General features: G+C 51.5%; 13 protein-coding genes and 1 riboswitch. All 13 genes read right to left on the reverse strand.

All coding sequences use genetic code 11. The annotated features are described in order from the left end of the window. Nucleotides 1-58: 58 nt before the first annotated feature. Nucleotides 59-1,075 (reverse strand): helix-turn-helix domain-containing protein, encoded by a 1,017-nt coding sequence (locus Dvar_RS32045; protein WP_419657193.1) that lies wholly within the window; start codon nucleotides 1,073-1,075, stop codon nucleotides 59-61. 24 nt (nucleotides 1,076-1,099) lie between these two features. Beyond that, complete coding sequence (locus Dvar_RS32050; protein ID WP_419657194.1) at nucleotides 1,100-2,119, reverse strand: methyltransferase; 1,020 nt, start codon at nucleotides 2,117-2,119, stop codon at nucleotides 1,100-1,102. Nucleotides 2,120-2,136: 17 nt separating this feature from the next. Beyond that, entirely contained in the window at nucleotides 2,137-4,236 is a 2,100-nt protein-coding gene (locus Dvar_RS32055) for a TonB-dependent receptor (protein WP_419657195.1), read from the reverse strand. Between the two features lie 8 nt (nucleotides 4,237-4,244). Further along, nucleotides 4,245-4,388: a hypothetical protein gene (locus Dvar_RS32060; RefSeq protein ID WP_419657196.1), complete on the reverse strand. Its 144-nt coding sequence runs from the start codon at nucleotides 4,386-4,388 to the stop codon at nucleotides 4,245-4,247. An 8-nt stretch (nucleotides 4,389-4,396) separates the two neighbouring features. After that, nucleotides 4,397-5,659: an MFS transporter gene (locus tag Dvar_RS32065; protein ID WP_419657197.1), complete on the reverse strand. Its 1,263-nt coding sequence runs from the start codon at nucleotides 5,657-5,659 to the stop codon at nucleotides 4,397-4,399. A 119-nt stretch (nucleotides 5,660-5,778) separates the two neighbouring features. After that, a riboswitch (cobalamin riboswitch) is annotated at nucleotides 5,779-5,964 on the reverse strand. Between the two features lie 228 nt (nucleotides 5,965-6,192). Beyond that, nucleotides 6,193-6,783, reverse strand: a complete 591-nt coding sequence (locus Dvar_RS32070) for a class I SAM-dependent methyltransferase (RefSeq protein WP_419657198.1) — start codon at nucleotides 6,781-6,783, stop codon at nucleotides 6,193-6,195. A gap of 23 nt (nucleotides 6,784-6,806) precedes the next feature. Next, on the reverse strand, nucleotides 6,807-7,898 hold the full coding sequence (locus Dvar_RS32075; RefSeq protein WP_419657199.1) for a lipid A deacylase LpxR family protein: 1,092 nt from the start codon (nucleotides 7,896-7,898) through the stop codon (nucleotides 6,807-6,809). An 18-nt stretch (nucleotides 7,899-7,916) separates the two neighbouring features. Next, nucleotides 7,917-9,083, reverse strand: a complete 1,167-nt coding sequence (locus tag Dvar_RS32080; RefSeq protein ID WP_419657200.1) for an adenylate/guanylate cyclase domain-containing protein — start codon at nucleotides 9,081-9,083, stop codon at nucleotides 7,917-7,919. Nucleotides 9,084-9,257: 174 nt separating this feature from the next. Then, the gene (locus Dvar_RS32085) at nucleotides 9,258-13,271 is read right to left on the reverse strand and encodes an acyl-CoA dehydratase activase (protein WP_419657201.1); all 4,014 of its coding nucleotides are present in this window, start codon (nucleotides 13,269-13,271) and stop codon (nucleotides 9,258-9,260) included. 18 nt (nucleotides 13,272-13,289) lie between these two features. Further along, nucleotides 13,290-13,985, reverse strand: a complete 696-nt coding sequence (locus Dvar_RS32090; protein WP_419657202.1) for an FmdE family protein — start codon at nucleotides 13,983-13,985, stop codon at nucleotides 13,290-13,292. 127 nt (nucleotides 13,986-14,112) lie between these two features. Continuing rightward, entirely contained in the window at nucleotides 14,113-15,396 is a 1,284-nt protein-coding gene (locus Dvar_RS32095) for a hypothetical protein (RefSeq protein ID WP_419657203.1), read from the reverse strand. Then, nucleotides 15,393-16,220 carry an outer membrane lipoprotein-sorting protein gene (locus Dvar_RS32100; protein ID WP_419657204.1) on the reverse strand — a complete coding sequence of 276 codons (828 nt, stop codon included), beginning with the start codon at nucleotides 16,218-16,220 and terminating at the stop codon, nucleotides 15,393-15,395. The genes Dvar_RS32095 and Dvar_RS32100 overlap by 4 nt, the downstream gene beginning before the upstream one ends. A gap of 12 nt (nucleotides 16,221-16,232) precedes the next feature. After that, the gene (locus Dvar_RS32105; protein ID WP_419657206.1) at nucleotides 16,233-19,529 is read right to left on the reverse strand and encodes an MMPL family transporter; all 3,297 of its coding nucleotides are present in this window, start codon (nucleotides 19,527-19,529) and stop codon (nucleotides 16,233-16,235) included. Nucleotides 19,530-19,588: the final 59 nt, after the last annotated feature.

The raw sequence follows: 19,588 nt of genomic DNA on the forward strand, positions 1-19,588 counted from the left end.
AAAAGGAAGTCTCTTGTCTTTTGCAGCAGGCATTTTTTTTAATGCGGACTGCACAATATTAAGAAATGAATGCAGGGCCGTCACACTTCACCCGACGGATGGTTTTGGGTGTTTTACCGTAATGTTTGCGAAATGCGGTGGTGAAATTGGCCTGGCTGTTGTAACCCACGGCGAACGCGATTTCCGACAGGCTCAAGTCTGAATCGCACAGCAATGACCGGGCCTTGGAAAGCCTTGCGTGGCGCAGCAGGTTGAACGCGGTATCTCCATACAGGATCTTGAAACCACGGTTGAGTTTGTTGCGGTTGAGCCCCACGGTGCGGCTCAAATCGATCAGACTGGGTGGTTGATCGAGTCGGGCCAGCAGGAGGTGATATGCCTCCTGGATCCGGTCAATATCCCGGTGCATCAAGGCCGGCGGCGCTGCGGCTTCCCGATGTCCCCATTCTGCCATCTTAAGAGCCACCAATTCGAGCGCCTTGGCCTCCAAGAAAAGCCTGCGGATGTCTCCTTTATAGGGGCATTGGAGGATCTGCTTGAGGACCTGAAAGGTCTCGGTACCAAAACGGGACTTCAGGAAAATCGGCTTGCTTTTCGATGCGCCGCCGGGTTTCGTATCCAATTGTAATAGGCACTGCGGCAGCGAAGGAAACAGTATTTTAAATGCAGGCACACTGAAATGTAGAGAAATGCCCACCAACCGCCTACCCGGGAAGATATCGATGGCCCCCTTGGTCTGTGGCAGATAGGCCAGCACGCCGTCTCCGGGAATACGTTCCTCCACTTTAGGGGACTGTAAGCCATGGCGCATGGTGCAACGAATCCGCTCGGAAAGGGTATAACTGAAGCTGATCGGCGCCTGATCGATTTCATAATCGATGTGAAGCCGCCGCTTTAGGGTATGATTGGCCACCATCAACCGGACACCTGGCCGGATACGAATATTCTCACAAGACAGGGTTGGATGGAAATCACTGTCGTCGATATCCACCTCAGCAGTAGGATCGACACGTTTACCGAAATCAGATAAAATTGGGCCTCCACCACTCAATTTCACATCAATGCGTCGTCTCATTAGGCTGCCTCCACTACTTAGAACTCATGCCTTGCGGGCAATATCGAGGTCCATCTGTCCCCAACCCGTCTGCAGCGTACGGGAACGGACATGGCTAAATCCGGCACTGCGCATTGCCTCGGCGATTTCTCCCTGATCGAACGCCCGCAACGAATTACTCATCGCCCATCCCATGGTACAAAGCACGAAGAAATCGGGTTTGGTACCCTCATCGGTGAGCCCTTCGGACAGATTGACGAATACGCCCCCGGGATTCAGCGCGGCATGAATTTTTTCCATCACCGGGTCCAGGTTGTGCTGGGCAAAATTCAGGGTGGAGCTGGCCCAGATCAGATCGTAGCCGTCGCCGATGGAATCGGTGTTATAATCGCCGGCCAGCACCGTCATACGATCTTCCAGCCCGTACTCCCGGATAAAACGCTGGGCAACATCCACCACCGGCCGGCGATCGAAAACAACGCCCTGCATGCTGGGATGCCGATCCACCATGGCGATGCCGAAAATACCCGGCCCACCGCCCAGATCGAGCATTTTACGGAACGCCGGAAACTCCGGAAGGTCCGCCACGAGGCACGCCATCTGCTGGGCGACACCGGAGCGTTCATGGTTGGCCATCCAAACGGCATTTTGTGCCCACTGCGCTTCGGAATCGGCTGCCTCATTGTCAAGGGTACCCGGTGACCCACTTAGAACCATTTCCGGCAGGTTGGATAGCATCTTCTCGGTCTTGACCGCCTGTTGCAGAAGTCCTTCCCCAAGGCTGGCGGGTGAGTCTTCCACAAGAAAGGTCCGGGCAACAGGTCGATTGCAATACAAGCCGTTTTTCTTGTCGACCAGCTCGCACGCAGTCAACCCGTTGAGCAGCAGCATGGTGTTTTCCGTGTTGCCCTGAATCGCCTCCGCGACTTGCTTGGCGGTTTTGGGTACGGACAATTGGTCGAACACTTTCAATTTGATGGCGGCAACCAGCAGCTTCGACCGAATTGCAGCAAAGCACATTCGGTATAGTGGGTCAGGGTTTACATCCAAGTCCGGTAATCTCATGATCTTTTCTCCTTTTATTAAAATCTTACGTTTACTGTTACGCCGAAAATCCTTGGTTCTCCGTCAAGCCCGATGGTATAGGCGCCATAGGGTGCGACGTAGCTAAGATACTCCTCATCAAGCGCATTTTTCACCCATACATAAACGTCAAAGCGATTTTGCTCATATCCCAGCTTCAGGTTCAGGGTTTCGTATGCATCCTGGCGCGCCGTATTGGCCGAGTCACCGTAAAAATGGTCCGTTCCCAAATAATCTACACGGCCGAACAGCCCGCTCGGGTGGCGGTATTGTGCCCCCAGGTTGAAGGTATACCGCGGGGCATAGGGAAGATCGTTATCGCTATAATCCTTTTCGATTAATGCTGAACCGTCTTCGTTCCATTGCGTGGAATTAAAGTCGTCGAATTTTGATTCGGTGTAACCAAAACCGGCGAAAAACTCCAGGCCGCTCAGTGGTATGGCCTGCAATTGCAGCTCCACACCTTGCGAGCGAGCCTTCGCGGCGTTTGTAATGGTTGTGGTCAACGTGTCATAATCGTATTCCGTGACCTGCTTATCCTCAATATCTATATAGAAAACCGAAATATTGGTGATGAGTCGTCCAGCCCCCCACGTAGCTTTGACACCCGCCTCATAATTCCAGGTATATTCAGGGTCGTATTGAAAGGTCTCCTGTGTGGCGTTCAACCAGTTGAAACCGCCTACCAGATAGCCTTTGGACGCCGATAGATACCCCATGACATCCTTTGAAATATCGTGGTTCACGGCAAATTTCGGCAATAGTTCATCGTATGTCATCTCGCCGTTGCAGGTCACATCCCTGGGGTCATCTTTTTGCTCCCCCTCCATTTCCTGGTGATCGAATCGCAGACCCGCCGTGAGGTGCAGTTTTCTGAAAAGCGTGTAGGTTCCCTGTCCGAAGGCGGCATAGCCAGATGCCTCGATGTCTGTGATCGGATGCATGTAGGTCATCGCGCTGGAAACGATGTCATACTGATAGTCGAAAGTGGTATCTTCAATAAATCCATAAACACCGGCCAGCCATTCAAAGGACCCTCGTCTGGCGGAGGCGATGCGCAGCTCCTGGCTGTATTGGCGCTCCCTGATCTTGAAGATGTTCTCCCTTCTATTCGCGGGGCTGTCCCATAGATCTGAATCATTTTGTTTGTCCAAGGCCTGGTACAAGGCACTGGAGATGGATAAGACGTCAAACGCATCGGTGTCGTATTTGATGCGCAAGGTTTGACTGTTTCCGTCCTGCTCTATATATTCTTCCGTATCCTTACGGACCTCGAAAGAATCCGTTGCATTCGGGCCGCTGAGGAATTGATAGCCTCCGCCATGGTCATCGTAGTGTTGCGTATCCGCGATAAAACCGACATCCCAAGGTATTGAGGGGGTCCACCGCAATGTTGCGCGTCCGTTAAGATGCTCCCAATCCATCACCGTGTCATCACCATTGGATATGTTTTCCGTGTATCCATCCGACACATCATACTGGACCGCCACGCCCAGATAGAGCTTTTCCGGGGCGATCGGCCCCTTGATGCTTGCCCCGGAACGGAAGCTGTTGTAGCTTACATATTCCCCCGAAACCTTTGCTTCAAATTCATCACCAGGCTGCTTCGTTACGATATTGACAACGCCGGATTCGGAGTTTTTTCCGTACAAGGTCCCCTGAGGGCCTTTGAGTATTTCAATCCGCTCGAGATCAAAAAGGGCCACATTCTGCATGTAGTGTATTGGATAACTGACGTCATCAACATAAAAGCCGGCCGGCGAATAGGTTGACGACGTAAAAGAGGAAATGCCTCTGATCACCAGTGCGTGTTCGACGTGGCTCTGCTTCATGAATACATTAGGAGAAAATTTGACCAGATCCACCGCATTTCTGATGGTTGCATCCTCAAGTTCAAAATCGGAAAAAACATCCATGCTGATGGGAATCTCCTGTGGATTTTCCTCTCTTTTCTGTGCTGTGACTGTGACGGACTCCAATTGCACTGCACCGGATGCTTTTGGTTCGATTGTATCTTGAGCAGACGCCATTGAGTCGTCAAAAACCTGCATCACGAATAAAATAAAGAGTGCGCATACTTTTCCATTTTTTTTCATCATTCTCCTCTTCAGCAGTAGTAGTAGTAGTAGTAGTAGTAGTAGTAGTAGTAGTAGTAGTAGTAGTAGTAGTAGTAGTAGTAGTAGTAGTAGTAGTAGTAGTAGTAGTAGTAACGAAATGTGATCTTCCGGCCTGTGTTTATCTTCTTCCCCAAAAGGATCTTTACCCGCTTGCAATGATTCTGGCCAACAGCCAACAGCCCACGACAATTACCGCCATGCTTAAACCGCCAAGACCAATATAGAGATAATAATACCCTGTCCAATCGCATATCCGTCCCATCATTGGATTGACGGCAAACCCGAAAAGAGCAACCAAACTGCCCAGGATGGCGTAGTCCGTTGCGGATCGATTCCCTGTGCTCAAGATCATGATCAGGCTATAGGTGAGAAAGGTAATGACGCCGGCCGTGAGTTTCTCGCCGCCCAGCATGATCCCGAACCCCATCCAGCTTGAAAAACAACCATACGCAATCAAGGCCGAAAAACAATGCATCGCGACGGCAGCCATCCCTCCCAGCACCAGCATTCTGCGATACCCTATTTTTCCCAGCAGCGCGCCGCCTAGTATGGCGCCCAACAGGCACATGGGAGATCCGAACCATATGTTCAACCGGCCAATGGTGGCGGATTCCACGCCCTTGTCGACGAGCATGGCTAACCGTAGCTGCGCACCACCCTGGTCGATCAGCACCAACAGCGCAGCAAGTAGTAAAAAGCTGCGGTTCGCCGGCTGATTGATAAAAGCCCAGAAGCTTCTCTTGTGCACCCCCCTTGTTGAAGTCAATGATTCGACCGGGGTCACTGTGCAGGGAGGCATCTCATGATGAAAAATAATCGGCAGTATAACCAGCGCCTGTGTCGCGGCAATTGCCCACACCGTTAGCGCCCAGCCCTGTTGTTGATAAAAAATCAGAAAAACACCGGCCCCCATCATGTAGCCAAGAACGTACCCGGCGATCTGAATTGTATTTCCCCAGGGCCGTTCGCCGGGAAGCAGGATATCGGTCGCATAACCGTCAACGGCGATATCCACCGTGGCAAAAATGAAATTCATGACAAATACGGCAGGCAAGAGAATATTCAAATGGTCTTGAGGGGAAACCAGAGAAAGCAGGGGCATGGCAAGCAAGGAGACGACCAGCAAGGGCATAATCCATGATTTACGTTTTCCAATGGAAACTGAATAAATACGGTCGACCAGTGATGCATACAAGAACTTGAGCGCCCAAGGACTGAACACCAGCACGGCAAGTCCTATGCAGCCAAGGCTGATTCCCTGTTGACGCAGCAGAATCGGCAGCAGAGTCCAGTTGAAACACAGAAAAATTTTCTGTGAAATATACATGAGGAACAAAAGCCCCAGTTTTCGAAACATCGGACCGTTGGCATGACCATTTGCGATCACATTTGTGAAGGTGTTCATTGATGCACTCATTGAGTAAAAAAAATCCCCGACACTGAACATTCGCATCGGGGATACCGTTTTCATCCACCAGACTATTTCGCAGTCCCACGAATCCGCGTGGGAAAAATGAGCTTTATATATGGTTCAACTACACCAATCGGTCTTCTGGCTCCCAGATCGTCCTACTGGCCGCGCCTTCCCACCTGTCAAGGCAGTGGCATCCTGTCGACGTTCGTCCCTGGTTACAGCGGCGGTTCCGCAACGGATTCACACCGTTTTCCCGTTTACTGCGTGGTTAGGGCGCAGAAAAAAAATAATTACCCCATCCTGCTTGTCCTTGCGCCCGTCTACGGCGTTCCATCCGCCGGCACAGATTCCTAATATGCACCGGCGAATGCGCCTTGTATACGGACGCAAATCCGGCGCAATCTGGTGTGATTATTTTTTTCCTGCACCCTTAACTCGGAATTGCTATCACAAGTTTTAGTATGATGTCTTTTGATCCGTGCACCTTTTTTTATGGCCACGGCACAGTCAAGTGCAGTCCTCTTTCAGGTCACATCGAATTGAATCAAATAGGTATATTCAAACTCCCGGTAATTGATTTTTCTATAGCCCAGCAGGTGCAGTGAGGCCTCGAGTTCCCCGGGGGAAATCCGCGCCTCCAGCGGCGGGCCGAACGGTTGGTCCTCTTTTTTGCTCTCGATGATGGCCAGTCTTCCTGAGGGTTTTAAAATCCGTTGGACTTCCCGGAAAAGCGTTTTCCTGGCAATGGGCAAACCGAAAATATGCAGGACGGTGGCGAGCATACAGCAGTCGATACAGTGGTCCGCGATAGGCAGGGCCTGGGTGATGTCGCCGCCTAAGGCCTGGATGTTATCGATCCCCAGGGAAGCCGCTTCATCCTTCAATCCGTCGATAAGGTACGGCCATTTATCAAAGGCCAAAACCGTTCCTGATGGGCCCACGATTCGGGCCGCGGCCATCGCATAATCACCCGGGCCGCAACCAAGATCGAGAAACGCATCGCCCGGTTTCAGTGCCAGGGCATCGAAAACAACATTTGAATCGTGCATCCAAAAACTACTCGGTCCCCTACCTGTTCCTTGGGAATGGTGATTTCTATCAGTATGCTTGTTCATGTTCACGATGTTTGTCCTATATGTTAAAAATAAAAATCGAGTAATAACGCCCCATAGGAATTATCCGTTCCCGTGTTATCCTTTCCGGCCTGACCAACCGGCAGCGAATCCTCAACCAACATATCAGTTTCATGAAGTATTGCGATCCGAATGGAAAACATCTTGTAATAATAGTAATTGAGTCCGATCATTCCGGCAAAGGCAAACGTCTCCCGGTCAACGTCACGATCATCATCGGTTATGACGCTTCCATCGAAAAAGGCCGAATATATCATTGCCATTGATTTGCAGGTCAGAACCAGTTCCACGCAATGCGGCGATGCCGTCTCTGGTTTGGGAACCAGATGGCTTCCAAAAAATCCATAACCGGGGGGGGCCGGAAAAACATTGAAACCCTCCTGAATATTCCAACCCAATCGTAATCCCAAAACCAGATCGACGCCTGTAATCAGATTGCCGAAGTAACCCATCGGTGCCAGGAAAATCTGCCCGGCCCAGTCGTTCGTGTAGGTGCCCATATCGGCCAGGAGCCGGATATAAGCATAGCCGAAGTTAATGATCGGTTCGGTATCTCGCTGGGTCTCCCAGCCTTGTGGGTCATCGCCCATGGATAAATCATCATGTACATAATTTTGGAATTCACCTGCCAGCGATTCGGTTCCGAGTATGCCAACAGATACCTGAAACGTCCGAGCGGTTTGTTGGTTATAACACTGCCAGTTCAAGGAATATGTCAACGTACCTGCATATGGCAGGTCTCCTTCCAACGGTTCAGAATTTGTCAGATCGCCAGGAGTAATCATATTTTGTCCGATGCCATGGCTGTAACCGACAATCGAGTTGTCATCGCCCAGGCCGGGAAAATGTCTGCCCATCCACGTTAACCATCCCGGCGCCCCGGTCTCTTCCCAGGAGGCATAACGGACACTGTGGTATTGCAGGCTCCAGCCATTGGTGAAATCACTATCTTTTTTCCAGACGGCGTCGTTATCTATTTCAAAGCGTAGCGTAGCCTTGTTATAGATGCTGTTTATGTTGAAATCACCGGCAAAAAGCATCCTGTAGGCAAGCAGGAACAAAAAACCGGCAAAAAGAGACTGTAATATTTTAACCATTTTCTCTCGTTCAACTCGTTATTCGATAACAACACCATCACTGAACAGCGGACCTGTGTCATTGATTCCGATATTCGGGCTTTTCCCGTTTCGGATCGATAAGATTTTCCTATCCTGTAATCTTTCAATGATAGCAGTGGCGATTTCATCTTGTAGCGCAAACATATTTTTCAATTCCCTATCGAAGGTTTTCGCCCAGATATAACGGCGGGTCGTTAAATCAGCCAGCCGGGTTGTAATACGCACTTGGTCGTTTTGACACTGCACGCTGCCTTCCAGTAGATACCTGACGAAACGTTTTTCCCTACCAGGGTTCACGGTACCATAAGCCGCTAAAGGGCTTCGAGGCGCCACAACGTGGACAAAAGGAACATCCAATAAGGCTGCAATGACCTGTTCGGGTATTCCAGTGCAAAAACCGTTTTCTCTTGAGTCACCACCGGTGTTGACGAAAGGAATAATGGCAATTGATTGATCCTCTGGTAGATGGAGATGGATACCCGGCGTTTCAATTGAACCGCCTTCCGTCTGTCCTATTTCCGTTTGGAGAACCCATAAAAAAACGATGACGGGCACCAGAATACACGCAATGCAAACGCAAAGTGTTTTTTTTTCCCACGCTAAGTGAAACCGATTTTCTTTTTTCTTTGGACATTCAGATGATAGACATATACGATAGATCATGATCGGCTCGGGTAATTTTTTTATTGAATATGGCCCGATACTTTCAAATCGTCGATCAAGCTTCTTTTTTACCTGGTCATAGATCCCCCTGGAAACGCATATTCCGCCAGGATCGGCAACCTGCTGAATCCTTGCGGCAATGTTGACTCCATCCCCATATATCCGATTATCTTTTTGAATGATGTCCCCCAGGCTGATGCCAATCCTGAAGGACATTCGGCGTGCTGTCAGCAACTGCTGGTTTTCGCTTTTCAGGGTGGTCTGAATCTCAATGGCGCTGTCTACGGCATTCAGGGCACTGTCGAATTCAGCCATGATATTATCGCCGGGTGAGTCGACGACCCGCCCCTGATGCTTTTCAATCAGATCGCCAATGATTTCCCTGTAGGCCGAAATGGTTTCAACCGTATGTTCGTCATCGTCCATCATCAGTTTACTGTAGCCGTAAACATCTGCGATTACGATTGCTTTCAGTTTACGCTGGATCGGGTTGTCATTCATTCGGCACCCGTTCATCAAAACGATTTCTCCAAGGCAGTACCGCTTTTTACTACATGCGGGCCAACCCTTGGAACCGGACGCAAGCGCGAGTGATGAAAGATTGTTCACAAACAGCTGACTGTAGAGCACTATCCATGCATGAAATCCCGCGGCATAAAAACCTTCTCCACCGGTTTAGAGATAATAGAGAAAGGATTCGATCTTTGTCTGATCATTTTCATTCTGGTTCCCATCAACCGTCAGATTGAGGATCGGTTTGGAGCATTGCGTTTCAAAATCCTTTCTCACGATATTCAGTGAAATTCCCGTATTCTCATAGGCTGAGGAAAGGGTGATGATACCATCAATTCGCTTCTGCTCTCCTAATATTTTGGCCTGGCGGTACCGTCCAAAAGCACCTGAATAATAACCGATGGTCTTATCCGCCTTATCAATGAGCGTTTCCGGATCCGGTTCAAAGGGGCTTTCGGCCGGAAAACAGTCCGATAGCCGGATGATTACATTTTTCAACTCCTTGATTCGTCCTTCAAGCGGTGGTGTTTTGTGGTTCTGGTCGACAAAATCCCTCCACAGGACCCACATGTATTCGCCGAGCGGTGCATAGACAACGCGGTGCCCTTGGTCTTCCAGGTTGCGCAAGCAAAAATTATTTAAAAAGTCGTTGAACAGTATCAAGGGTTCACCGATGGCAAGGATTCTTTTACCGTTATTATTATTGTTTTTATGCTTTTTACCGATGCTTCGGGCAATGTTCATGAGACCTCTAAGGGTGAGTTGACCGGCATCAATCATGACGTTGATTGCATCTAAAAGCGCGTCCCGCTGTTCCACAGAAACAAATCGGATGAGATCTCCGGCAAGCAGCCCCATAAAAACCGGCCATGCCGCTTCAAAGCTGCGGCGGGGCAAATCCTCCAGATACGGGGCAATAATATCCACATGGCGGTATCCTTCCGCATCGAGTTTTGCCCGGATGAACCGGTTCGCCTGACCGTCGATTTCAGCCCCCTCGTTTTGCGGAATTAGAAAAGTCAAGCGCTTTCCATGCCCTTCTCTCTCCCCTATCGCTTGAAGCACATCGCCCAGAAGTGCCGTCAGGGAGTAATATTCGTTGGTCATGGTGTGGCGCCGGCCCAGGTCAATGGCGTCTCCATTGGTTTGCGGGAGGGCGACCGCGTCGATGCCTTTTTTTTGAAGTATGTTCGCGAAAATCCGAGAATAGGGGTACAGGTGCGGAATGTAAAGCGTCGTTGCCGGATCGATATCAGCCATGTCGGTCTTGATAGTCACCGGGCTGTGGCCAATACCTTTTAGGTAGATTTCTGGATCCTGCACCGCAGTGTCCAGACTGTTCACAAAGGCTTCCAGGCGGGTGATGACGCCCACGTCGGAGGCGTGTTCATCCACCTCGATATTCAAGTATGGTTTTTCGCCCATCAGTTCTGCAAAATAGTGGGTCAGCACTGAATCCGGTCCGCAGCCGTGATGGGTCAGGAGAATGGCGTACATGTTGGGATGCGCCTTGATGAAATGCACCGGTTCCAATATATGCTGACCAAAAGGCCAGTACATGTTCGGATGCTCGCCACTAATGTCACCGGGGGGCAGGTGATGGAAACCCAGGACCGGATATCCCATCTCCATCAGCCTTTCGGGGATCCCCATGTTCAGCACCGGATCAGCGATTCCGTATATTTTTGAAATCAGCACAAAGGTCTTTTGGGTGGGGTCCATCCGCTTGAGGACCGCTTTTCCGTTTTCTTCGATCCGCGTTTCGAATGCATGAAGTGCCGCCATCGCCAGTTGAAGGGCGGGGCCGGTTTCCGCTTCGTTGCAGTGAAGCCGCCGGACCAGATCAGAGAACTGATTCATCATGAACCCCCGGCCTTGGTTGAAGGCGATGGTTGGCGAGAGGAGCTCGATCCCTTTGGCATCCAAATCCATGGCCCGGCGGACAACCTTGAAAGCCAGCTGCATAAAAGCACACCCGTAATTCTGCCGGGTATGTGACCTGGGATGATCCACAGTGTAAAGGTCCGGGAAAAAAATGTAGTCCACGTTCTTTCGAACCAGCTCCGCCACATGCCCGTTGATCAGCTTGACCGGGTAGCAGGTTTCATCCAGGGAGTATTCCTGCCCCAGCCGGACGGTCTCGTCACTGGTGGCATCCGAGAGCAGCACGTTGAAGCCAAGCGCCTTGAAGAATGCATGAAACATGGGAAACATGCCGTAGGTAAAGAGCGCCCGGGGAATACCGACGATCTTTTTCTTCTCGTCAAGGATCTTGTCATACCCATGGAAAAAGATGTCTGCCGTCTGGGCGTCGAACGGTTTCGCCTCCTTTTCCCACATGTTTCCAGGCGGCTTTCGCGATAGGGCCGGTACAGCGGGTTCAATGTCAAAGCCCTTGAATGTTGTTTTACCGGCGGCCTTTTCCTCTCGTGCAATGATCGACACGCCGTAGGCACCGGTAACGCTGAAGAACGGCGGTACGTAAACCGACTTTCCCGTGAGCGACCTGAAAGCGTTGACAACGCCTTGATTATAGGCCACGGCGCCCTGGAAAAAGATTTTATTTCCGATTTTTTTCCGTCCTACGACCCGGTTGAGATAGTTTTTCACGATGGCGTAGCACAGACCGGCGGCGATATCCTCGTGTTTTTCTCCCATAGCCAGGTGGGCCGCAACGCTGCTTTCCATGAAAACCGTGCATCTTTCTCCCAGGTGAATAGGATCGCCGCCGGCAAGGGCCATGTCACCGAAATCCTGGATGGGAATATCGAATTTATTGGCCTGCTCTTCGAGAAACGAACCGGTTCCCGCAGCGCAGATCTTGTTCATCTGAAAGTCCGATACCTTGCCGTTTTTCAATCGAATATATTTTGAATCCTGCCCACCGATCTCAAAGATCGTATCCACACCCGCATCCAGGACGGCGGCGGCCATTGCCTGGCTGGTGATTTCATCCTTGACCACGTCGGCACCCACCAGTCGGCCAATCAAATGCCGCCCCGAACCGGTGACACCGACTCCCTGGACTGCGATCTCCTCCTCGAGTCCGGATTTCAGCTCGCCAAGCCCCCAGCAAACGCTCTCGATGGGTTTTCCTGACGTTTTCAGGTATTTGAAAGCGATCAGGCGGCTGTCTGCATCCGATAACACCAGGTTGGTACTCGTCGACCCCACGTCAATGCCAAGCCAGCATTTCAGCGGCCCCACCACCTTGCTGTCCATTGGGACGGATGCGCAAGTATGTTTATCTTCCCCGTCATGGGAACCAAAGGAGGTCAGGGGGGGAAGGCGGTGTGAGACCTTTTTGTCAATGAACGAGATCGTCGCCGTGTCCAGTTTATTCAGCAGCCATTTCACATCCATTGTGGACTTTTTTTTACCCGCTAGGATTGCCGCGCCCAGGGCGCTCGCAACCGACGAGAAATCCGAAACGATCAAGGTTCCGGCTCCCAGTTGCAGCTCCTTCTCAAGGGCCTGTACAATAGCCTGGTTTTGGGCCACGCCGCCGGCAAAAAGAATCGGTTTGCGTCGGGGCAGGCTACCCATGACCGAAGAACGATAATTCCTGACCATGGCGTAGGCGAGTCCCAGCACGATATCGGCCAAAGGTGCCCCTTCCTGCAGATGATGGGTGATGTCGGTCTTGGCAAAAACGCTGCACCGGCCGGCAATACGTGGAATGGACGCGCCTTTTGCCGCATAACTGCCGAAGTCTTTCAATGCCAGATCCAACCGCGAGGCTTGTTCTTCCAAAAAGGCTCCGGTCCCGGCGGCACAGCTGCTGTTCATGGAAATCTGGATGGGTGATGCGTCCTGACCGCTGAAGTCCGTGATATATTTCGCGCTCTGCCCGCCGATCTCGATAATCGATGCCGTATCCCGGCGTATGGACAGACTGCCCTGAACGATGGCGGCAACTTCATTGACGCAATTGAAGCCGTTTTTTTTAGCAATATGCTTACCGCCGCTGCCCGTCACCGCACCAAATGCGATAGTATCCGGATCAAGGATCGTCAGGATATCCACCATCGTTTTTCTCAAGGCCGTGACAACGTTACCTTTGTGTATGATATAAGAATGATGGGCCACCGCATCATTCCGATCAATAACGACCGCCTTGACCGCTGCGTATCCGATGTCGAGTCCCAGACTATATGGAGAGGTCTTCGCTTCCATCCGCTTATTCTCCTTTTGTCATTTATCCGTTTTTGTTACAATCCCTTCACCTTCGACCTGAAAATATTGTTTTCCCGCACAGGCCAGGCATGTTCCGTTTGGCGCGGCTTTTGTCGACATGAACTGCTCACCGCAGTTTTGACAGATAATGCTTTCGACAATCGGTGCGTACCCAGGTAAATCAGCGCGCACCCTACCCGCTGAAAACAGGTCCTCAAAATCCTGTTTAATGAGGGTAAAGGCGGCTTCCCGGGCTGTATCCTTGAACCGTTGCTCATCTTCTTTGGTATGAACCCTGTTTTTGATCACCTTCTCCATGAGCGGATAAAATGCCGGGACCAGGCGCATGATGGTTTCACGAAAATCGGGGCGGGCACAAACGCGCACGCCCGTGTCGTTTCCCCTGATGATCAAGGTCATGGCATGCTTCCCCAAATCGCGATAGATCAATGCATTGTTGCCAAGGGTACATCCCGATACGGCCTGCACCCCATCGGTAAAGCAGGCATTGATTTCGACGATGGACATGAGATTTTCCAAACCGTCGGAACTTGTCATGACATCGCCGAACAGGCTGAGTGCGTAAATGGACGCCATGACACCGAGCGCGCTGCCTGGGCAATAATGGCCGTGGATCTCAGCTGTTTTAACCAGGCAGCGCGCCATATCCTCCTCTCTTATGGCTTCGATGAAATTCGCCCTGGGATTTTGCATCAAACGATCTCTGATAGTTCCCACGGGTCGAAACCCCGAAGACAAAAAAGCCTTGTTTTGGGAGCCTATGTTTTCCCCGAAATTCTCTCTGACTTTATCCATTTTACAAACCCTCTCTTTTTTATCCTTACAAGCTATACCTAACGGCCATATATACATTCGTATTGTTTTCAAACTGGCCAAAAAACGTATGATCCGCTTTCCCTATAAAAATGTTGGCGCCGGTTTCCAGGGTGATACGGTCGGTGAAATCGTAACTGATTTTGGGACGCAGATAGGCGTCTTCGTCGCTGGGTGAGTAATAACCGGATAGGGACAGCTCGAGGGTCTGGTTCATCAGCCGTTGGGTGAGCTGCAGGGTGATGACATGCCTGAGTTCGTCCCTTTTCGGACTGCCGCTCAGGCTATCCGTATACGCATCGTAATCAAGCAACTGCTCCACGTAATACTGCAGGCTGGCATTCAGATCCATGGCCAGGTCACGCGAATAGCCCACCACATAGCGCATCTCAGAGTTGTCGATCAGTGGATCGTCTCCGCCGGCATCATCAGTCGAATCATAATAGGCCAGTTCCATGTTGCCGATTCCACCGGCCACCTGCCCCCGGATACTGGCGCCATAAACATTCAGTTCGGGAAAGATGGCCGTTCCGGATGGTGTTTGCCCGCCGGGCCGTTTCCAGAACCCCCAATACCCATACAGGGAAACCTCATAATTGCTGATATTCCGGTACAACCGAACCGCCAGTTCATCATCCTCGAACCATTGGCCGGGTTTATCAGCGTGGAGGACGTCATCCTGCCCGGCATGGCCGGCCGCGGCAGCATCCCAATATGAAATATACTCCCCGGTAATATAGCGGTCGGCATCAAACTGCGGGGTATATACCAGATCGATGTTGGCGATCTGGTTAAACAGGCTTATCTTTGCTGCATCCGAGGGCGCTTTGAGGTATTCGCTGTCGCGTCCGATAAAATACGATTGCCAGTCCTTGGGGAAAAGATCGTTGAGAAAAACCAGATCCCCTGTCCCCCAGGTGAGGATCTGGCGTCCGATTTTTACATCCATAAAATCGCACGGCCGCGAAAAGAACCAGGCCTCTCGGATATCGCCTTCCCCTTTCTCGGTGACGCCGTCGGCCCACATATCGCCCTTGAATTTGAACTCCGCCCAATCCGTATATTTATAAAGGTCGGCCTGAAGTCTTACGTCCATTACCGAGATGTCCTTGGCGTGGGGGTCGTTCTGTGTCCGCATCCCTCCCCGCAGCTCTATGAATCCATGCACTTCCAATGGAGCAAACGAATCCAGAAAGGCGTTCATTTTTTGCCCGGCGGCGCAAACCGGAACAATGGTCAGCATCATGGCCAGGCCCAGGAGAAAACAGTCGATTTTGTTAATCCGTCTCATCGCATGGCATCCCGAGGCGGTCTTCTCAGGTAACGTTCTGAAAAAATGCTGTCACTGATACCGGTATTGTAGGCGACATTGGAAAGAACCATCTTCGTCATACTGCCATTTCTAAGGTCTTTGGCCACGGAGATGGTGACCGTCGGATAGACCACCGGCTGGCCGCTTTTCTCAGCGTTGATGGCATCCACCTGCAAGGCTTCGATCTGCCGATAGGCCCGGTCGCCCTTTTTATAAAATTCCATTTTCATCGGGATGAAGTTCTTTTTGTCGATATACGCAATGTAGTAGGCGAACTCCACGCTTTCCGGTTTTTTCGGTGTGTTTTTGACCACATAAAATTTCTCACGCGTCTCGATCAATTCATGGTAGTCATCTTCAGGACTACGTCCGGAAATATCCTCGTATAAAAAATCCGACCCCACGAAGCTGGTCCGCTTGTCGCTGGCAGCAATCCGCTTGACCAGGTCCAGCCCGGGCAGGTACAGCCAGCGATCATCGTCTTTGGTAATGTCCGCATGCTTGTGCACCATGAAAACCATTTTACGGACATCGGCCGGCCGTTTGAAAAGGGTGTAGTATTTCTGATTTCTGTCGCTGTCATCGCTGTTTTTCCGCAGCATGCTGAATTCACGCACGCGCCTGTTGCCGGCCTTGTCGATGATGATCATCGAAACATTACCCTTGCTGTCCATACCCTGGTATAAGGCCATGTGGTTGGCTCTGGTGACGATCGCATCGACGGTCATGGCACTGCTCGATTGGGCGGCAAGGCAGGTTCCCCAAAGCAACCCCAAAAGAATACCGACCATTATTTTTTTCATTTTTTCCTCCTTCTAATTTCTCATTTTTTCAACGACATCACCGATCGACACACCATTGATTTCAGCAACTTGTGAAATCGGCTGATCGGCCGACGACACCTTGACGCCCTTTTGTCGAAGGTTGGCAAAGCATTGCGTAGCGTCCCAGCCCATGTATTGCGCAATTCCCTTAAGCGAGGACTGTTCGGCACAGCCGTATGGCGGCGTTCCATAGGCATGGACATGGCCGATTTTAATAGATCGAATCCAGTGAATGATCTGGTTCATCGGCGGCAACCCCCAGAGCGTTCCCGCACAAACATAGGCCGTGACAACCACTGAACACACAAAGGGACGTGTAAGCAGGACGATTTCCCGGCGTTTGTTTTTCAGGTAAACGACAATCATCTGCCAGTTGAAATAAATGTGCAGGAACATGGCAATGACAAACAACAGACCGGTCATGATGTGGATGGCGTTCCACTGGCATTTGGTCATCCCCATCAAACGCCAGTTCGAAAAATGGGCCACGTGGGTCGGCGGTCCGATATACAGAATGAGACTGGAAACAACGACAATGCATCCGGAAACGAAAAGCGTCAATGAAGCGGTCCGGCGCCAGAATTTTTTCGGTCTCGCCGGATTGCCGATCGATTCCCGGCCTTCGCCCGCTGGAACAATCCGGTTCTGCTGGTCCCTGTCTTTCTCACTGAAGCGAAAAAGCAGGGACTGGGCTGTTTTCATCACCGCCGGCAGGACAAAGAGGGTGACCAGGCCAGAACAGGACAGGATCATGAAAAGCATGACACCGGTGGTTTTATACGGCACCAGGGTGGCGATCAAAAGCGGCAAAAAGCCGATGGCGATGACCAGCACGTTCCTGCTGATGGCCCGGGCCGGCTCACCGAACATGCCCGGGGCCACGGCCTTCCATGAGCCAAATGTTTGATAGGCCACCCGGCTGCGCTCAAGAAAATGAATGGCAAAATCAACGGCCATGCCAATTGACAGGGCACTGAGCACGGCAATGGGCAGGTCGTAGTCCTTTCCGACAAGCCCGGTCATCCCGTAAATCATCAGCAAGGTAATGGTCAGGGGCAGCATGCACAAGAATCCCCACAATGGTGAGCGGAACAGGTAGGTCATCATGACAAAGACGATCAAAAAGCTTCCCGCGAACGACTTTAAAAACCCCCATACCAGCCTCGCCTCCAGGACGAGATTGATGTAGTGCAGCCCGGCCCATTGATAGGTCAACGCCGTTGGCGGGGTGTGGTCCTTGAAATAAGCGTCGACCGCTTCTACGGTGGCCTTGGTATTCATGCTGTCGCCGGTGGGGAACTGCATCTGAATGCTGGCCGCCCTGTAATCCGGCGTGACCAGGTGCCACAGATCGTGGGGGCGGTGGCTTTGCTGATACTGCAGATAGCATTCGGAAACCCCCTGCAGTGTTTCCGGGATACGAAAATTCTCAATTCTTCCGTCAATCAACTCCTGGTTGACTTTGCGGACCACATCGGCGACCGAGTTGCTTTTACCGATCAGGCCCAGTCGCTCCAGATGTGCCTGCAGGCCGGCCATGTAGGCCAGGGTCGCCGGCTGCTTGAATGGTTTGCGTTTTTCCTTTTCAACCCCCAAAAAGGTCAGCAATTCCTGCATGGCGTCATAGCTTTGATCCGTTGCATCCACGCTGGTTTGATCACCATACGCGATCGCCTTGTCCAGCATGTCACCCAGCCGCTCCCCTTTCCCATTGGAGTGATGCATTCTTTCGCTCAGTATCCCGGCCATTGCCGGTGCGGCGGGATAAGCCTCGGCGATCTTATCTGCGTAATGCACAAGATCATCGGCAACACGGTTGATCGCAGACGCCGTGGCCACGTCATCATTGCTACCTTCCAGGACCAGGTAAGCCATATAGGTGCCACCAAAATGGCTGTTCAGGGCGATATCCGCCTTACGGATGGGATGGCTGAGGGCAAACCGCTTGGCATAATTGTCATTGACCTGGATCCGTGTAATCCCCCAGATCGACACCCCAATAAGAATAGCAAACACCACCAGCACCTTACCGGCATGGGAATAGGTCAGTCTGCCGATTGACTTCAGATACCGAGTCAATCGGTTCTGTTTTTCTTTTTCCAGCGCTCGCAGGCCAAATGAGGTCAGCTTCTCCTTTGGAATGCACATAACATAGGCCGGCACAAACACCACCGTCACCACCCAGGCAACCATGACCCCAATCCCAAGAAAAACACCGAAGACCCGGGCCGGCGGAATAGGCGCCAGGGTCAGGGAAAGAAAGCCGGCCGCCGTGGTCAGTGAGGTGTAGAGCATGGGCGTAAACAAGGTGCCCATCACCTCCGTAATGGTCTGCCGGCGTCCTTTTTCTTCGGTGTACACATCAAAAAACTCCGAAAGCACATGAACCGAATCGACCATGGCAATGGACATGAGAAAAATCGGCAACATGGAGCTTAAAATGTGAACCGGGTAGCCGCAGCCAATCATCAGTCCCATGGTGATCACGATCGATACGGTGGCGATAATCAGAGGCAGCACCACAAGCATCCACTTGCGAAAAAACAGCAGCAACAACCCACAGATGACGACCATGGCCAGGGGCGATGCCGTCGTCATCTGGGAGAACATCTCTACCCCGATCGCTCCTTCGGCAACAGGCAGGCCGGCAATATGATACGATTCATCGCCTCCCAGCGTGTCTATTTTATCCCGCAGCGCCTTGTACACCCGGTAACTGAGCAGTTTGTCGGAAAGGGGCAGGTAGATACAGATGGCTTTACCGTCGGCCGAGACCATCTGCCCTTTGAGCAGGGGATTGGACAGGGCCTTTGCCTTAATTTCCCGTGCTGCTTCACGGGTCACCGGTGGTTTTTTCATCAACCACTGAAAAGCGATCGTACCCGGGCCTTGCTGGCTCATGTGATCCACCATGGACGGGGCAATCATGTCCACTTCTTTCACCCCTGTCCATCGATCGGGGTGTTTCTCGTCCGGCCAGCGCAGTGATTTGGCAAATTCGGTCAGCGCATGGACCCGCGTTAAGGTCGCCGGATTGAACACACCGTCCGGATCATGTTCATTGATCACGCCCAGAACGACCACATCGCTCAGATTGAACCGTTTTTTGGTCTGATTGTGGAAAACCCGCGCCGGCTCATCGCTCTCGAGCATATTCTCCGGATCGGTGTCCAGAATCACTTTCGGGAAAAACGCGCCGGCAGTGAGCGTCACGAGGATGGTTACCAGGATCACCCATTTAAAATGCCGGGTGGAAACGTCAACAATACTGCGCCTGATTGGTTTCATCTACATACTCCCATATCTTTTTAGTTAAGCTTCTTAACCATTAAGCCAAAAAAATTGTC

The sequence above is a fragment of the Desulfosarcina variabilis str. Montpellier genome (assembly GCF_048565275.1).
GTDB lineage: Bacteria > Desulfobacterota > Desulfobacteria > Desulfobacterales > Desulfosarcinaceae > Desulfosarcina > Desulfosarcina variabilis.

Excerpts from the sequence above, each read along its gene's own strand:
- Dvar_RS32045 (WP_419657193.1), bottom strand. The coding sequence starts at position 1,075 with ATGAGACGACGCATTGATGTGAAATTGAGTGGTGGAGGCCCAATTTTA.
- Dvar_RS32050 (WP_419657194.1), bottom strand. The coding sequence starts at position 2,119 with ATGAGATTACCGGACTTGGATGTAAACCCTGACCCACTATACCGAATG.
- Dvar_RS32055 (WP_419657195.1), bottom strand. The coding sequence starts at position 4,236 with ATGATGAAAAAAAATGGAAAAGTATGCGCACTCTTTATTTTATTCGTG.
- Dvar_RS32065 (WP_419657197.1), bottom strand. The coding sequence starts at position 5,659 with ATGAACACCTTCACAAATGTGATCGCAAATGGTCATGCCAACGGTCCG.
- Dvar_RS32070 (WP_419657198.1), bottom strand. The coding sequence starts at position 6,783 with ATGAACAAGCATACTGATAGAAATCACCATTCCCAAGGAACAGGTAGG.
- Dvar_RS32075 (WP_419657199.1), bottom strand. The coding sequence starts at position 7,898 with ATGGTTAAAATATTACAGTCTCTTTTTGCCGGTTTTTTGTTCCTGCTT.
- Dvar_RS32080 (WP_419657200.1), bottom strand. The coding sequence starts at position 9,083 with ATGAATGACAACCCGATCCAGCGTAAACTGAAAGCAATCGTAATCGCA.
- Dvar_RS32085 (WP_419657201.1), bottom strand. The coding sequence starts at position 13,271 with ATGGAAGCGAAGACCTCTCCATATAGTCTGGGACTCGACATCGGATAC.
- Dvar_RS32090 (WP_419657202.1), bottom strand. The coding sequence starts at position 13,985 with ATGCAAAATCCCAGGGCGAATTTCATCGAAGCCATAAGAGAGGAGGAT.
- Dvar_RS32095 (WP_419657203.1), bottom strand. The coding sequence starts at position 15,396 with ATGAGACGGATTAACAAAATCGACTGTTTTCTCCTGGGCCTGGCCATG.
- Dvar_RS32100 (WP_419657204.1), bottom strand. The coding sequence starts at position 16,220 with ATGAAAAAAATAATGGTCGGTATTCTTTTGGGGTTGCTTTGGGGAACC.
- Dvar_RS32105 (WP_419657206.1), bottom strand. The coding sequence starts at position 19,529 with ATGAAACCAATCAGGCGCAGTATTGTTGACGTTTCCACCCGGCATTTT.